Annotated in this window: 4 protein-coding genes and 1 pseudogene; 2 read left to right on the top strand and 3 right to left on the bottom strand. The window is 71.2% G+C overall.

Going from position 1 to position 2,318, the window contains the following annotated elements; translation table 11 throughout:
- Together ACFFNX_RS48010 and ACFFNX_RS48005 are read right to left on the bottom strand one after the other, a co-directional pair.
- Nucleotides 1-234: pseudogene (locus ACFFNX_RS48010) on the bottom strand (MauE/DoxX family redox-associated membrane protein); the annotation flags it as partial.
- Nucleotides 235-247: 13 nt separating this feature from the next.
- The gene (locus tag ACFFNX_RS48005; RefSeq protein ID WP_378213112.1) at nucleotides 248-847 is read right to left on the bottom strand and encodes a DUF5666 domain-containing protein; all 600 of its coding nucleotides are present in this window, start codon (nucleotides 845-847) and stop codon (nucleotides 248-250) included.
- A gap of 45 nt (nucleotides 848-892) precedes the next feature.
- Here ACFFNX_RS48005 and ACFFNX_RS48000 point away from each other — a divergent pair, with 45 nt between their 5' ends.
- Complete coding sequence (locus ACFFNX_RS48000; RefSeq protein ID WP_378213109.1) at nucleotides 893-1,051, top strand: hypothetical protein; 159 nt, start codon at nucleotides 893-895, stop codon at nucleotides 1,049-1,051.
- Nucleotides 1,052-1,120: 69 nt separating this feature from the next.
- Complete coding sequence (locus ACFFNX_RS47995) at nucleotides 1,121-1,258, top strand: hypothetical protein (RefSeq protein ID WP_378213108.1); 138 nt, start codon at nucleotides 1,121-1,123, stop codon at nucleotides 1,256-1,258.
- A gap of 604 nt (nucleotides 1,259-1,862) precedes the next feature.
- Here ACFFNX_RS47995 and ACFFNX_RS47990 read toward each other — a convergent pair.
- Nucleotides 1,863-2,174 (bottom strand): branched-chain amino acid transport AzlD family protein, encoded by a 312-nt coding sequence (locus tag ACFFNX_RS47990; RefSeq protein ID WP_378213107.1) that lies wholly within the window; start codon nucleotides 2,172-2,174, stop codon nucleotides 1,863-1,865.
- Nucleotides 2,175-2,318: the final 144 nt, after the last annotated feature.

The following is a 2,318-nucleotide window of genomic DNA, read 5'->3' as shown; positions in this document are numbered from 1 at the left end:
CGCGGCCGCCTCCACGGCGTACGCGGGCGGCAGCAGAAGCGCGGCGGCCAGCGCCAGTTCCAGCGCCCCGGTCAGCCGGTACGCGGCGAAGGCCCGGCCCTCGCCGACCAGCGAGGGGAGCGCGGAGCGTTCGGCGGACCGCCGCGCGGACCGGCCGAAGCACTTGAGCCCGCCCGACCACAGCAGCGTGCCGCCGATGAACAGCGGCTGGACCGACGCCGGCCACTCGACCATGGTGACTCCCTCCTCAGATGCCGGCGTAGACGGTCGCGATGTCGACCTCGTTGGTGTCGGGCCGCCAGGCGCCGATCACCTTGACGTGCTTGCCGACCTGGAGCCCGGACAGGTCCGAGATGGCCGGCGTGTGGTTGTACACCGCGGCGGTCGTGCCGTTCACGACGTGGCCGACGACCTTGCTGCCGTGGTGGTCGAGGTGCACCTTGCCCGAGTCGATCGAGGTGATCAACGCGTCCATGTTGACGATGTTGACCCAGACGGCGTCCGCGGCGAGCGCGCCGTCGGGCATCTTCACGCCCCGGGCGTACAGGCCGTCGCCGACCTTGATCTCGTCGAACGTCGTGGGCCGCAGCTTCCAGACGCTCGTGCCGTGGGTGACGTAGATGCGGTGAAGCGCCTTGTCGGAGCCGGAGACCTTGAGCAGGGAACCGCTGATCGCGGTGATCCGGCCCTCGGCGAAGTTCGGGTCGCGGGTGCCGGGCTCCAGGTCGATCCTGGGGGCGGCGAACGCGGACTCGGGGGCGAGGGAGCCGAGCGCGGTGGCGCCGGCGACGGCGGAGCCGCCGAGCACCGCGGAGGTGAGGAACCGGCGGCGGTCGGTACTGGGCATGGCGGGGCCTCCGGCTAACTGTCGATGCGTACGGGGGAGAGACCGGTGGAAAGGCTGGCGATCGCGCTGTACGCGGAGGGCGTCAGGTCGATGATGCGGTTGCTGGCACAGGCCGAGCCGCAGCAGGTCCGCTCGCCGCAGAACGAGTTGGTGTCCGGACCGCAGTCGGCGATCGAGACGCTGACGCACGAACCGCTGCACTGACTGGTGACGTAGAAGACGTGGCCGCACGTACGCCGGGCCAGGCCCTCGCCGCACTGGTCGGGCCGGGTGATGTTGAAACAGGCGTCCGAGGCGTTCGGCCAGGCGCACTGGTGGGAGCTGGAGTTGCAGGTTCCGCAGGCACCGCCGCCGGCGCTGCCGCACGGACCCCAGGCGGCACCGCAGCAGAACCACGACATCTCGCCGTAGGCGGGTGCGCCGCTGTTAGAGCAACCCATGACTGCCTCCGTTCGGTTCGATCCGAGGGGGATGGGACGTGGCAGGCCTGCCGGGGTGCCACCGAGGGTGAAGAAGGAAAATTACCTTGTCAATAAGTCAGTCAGAGGTTGGTTTTCTACAAAGCAAAGGGTGCCGCGTTAGCAGAATCGCGGGGCGGCGCTCGTCACCGAGGGTCGCGAAATCCCCGCCCCGGGCGACCCGGCGAGCACACGTGACCTGACCCGGCCAGAGCATGGCCTGTCCCGGCCGGGCCGCCCCCGAACGAAAACGCCCTCACACCGCACCGGGGAACGAACCGGACGCGCCTATCCACAGCCACACCCAGCCCTTCCACCCGTCGCTCCCTGGAAGTCCCCGTCGGATTCGACGGGGACTTCCAGGGAGCGAGGCCGACCGCCTGGTCAACCGGATCCGTGGGCTGCCACCGTTCTCCCGCGTTCGCGTCCCTGTCCGACCCCCGTGAGCAGGACCTACTACGACAAGAGACGGGCCGAGGGCAAGAAAACGCCGCCCTCATCCGCCTGGCCCGCCGCCGCGGCGACGTCATCTACGCGCCCGGTCGTCAGCGGGTCGCTCACACGCCCAGGAGGCGTAGGCCGGCCGTCAGCGCGGCGGCGACGATGAGGACGACCAGGAACGGCGCGCGCAGGAGCAGGGCCGCGACGGCGGCGGCCAGGCCCGCCAGGCGTGGGGTGTCCAGCTCCAGGGTCCGGCCGTTCGCCAGTGACTGGACGACGATCAGCGCGGTCAGCAGGGCGACCGGGACGAGTTCGCTGAAGCGCCGGACCCTCGGGTCGCCGAGCACCCGCTGCGGCATGACCAGCCCGGCGAGCTTGAGCCCGTAGCAGCCCAGGCCGGTCGCGACCACGGCGATCCACACGTTCATGACCCCTCCTTCGCCCGGCGTGTGGGCTCGTCGATCCGTTCGCTCATGGACCCTCCTCGCCGTGGCCGCCGGCCAGGGCGGGCTCGGGCGCGGAGCCGCCCGCCCCGGGTTCGCGGTGACGGCGCCGCCGTACGCCGGCGAGGG

Origin of the sequence: Actinoallomurus acaciae, from assembly GCF_042429965.1 — a bacterium.
GTDB classification, from domain to species: domain Bacteria; phylum Actinomycetota; class Actinomycetes; order Streptosporangiales; family Streptosporangiaceae; genus Actinoallomurus; species Actinoallomurus acaciae.
This window is presented reverse-complemented; position numbering and strand designations above follow the sequence as displayed.

What these genes read in the sequence shown, in the direction of transcription:
- ACFFNX_RS48005 (WP_378213112.1), bottom strand. Translation starts at nt 847, where the DNA reads ATGCCCAGTACCGACCGCCGCCGGTTCCTCACCTCCGCGGTGCTCGGC.
- ACFFNX_RS47995 (WP_378213108.1), top strand. Translation starts at nt 1,121, where the DNA reads ATGTTGAAACAGGCGTCCGAGGCGTTCGGCCAGGCGCACTGGTGGGAG.
- ACFFNX_RS47990 (WP_378213107.1), bottom strand. Translation starts at nt 2,174, where the DNA reads ATGAACGTGTGGATCGCCGTGGTCGCGACCGGCCTGGGCTGCTACGGG.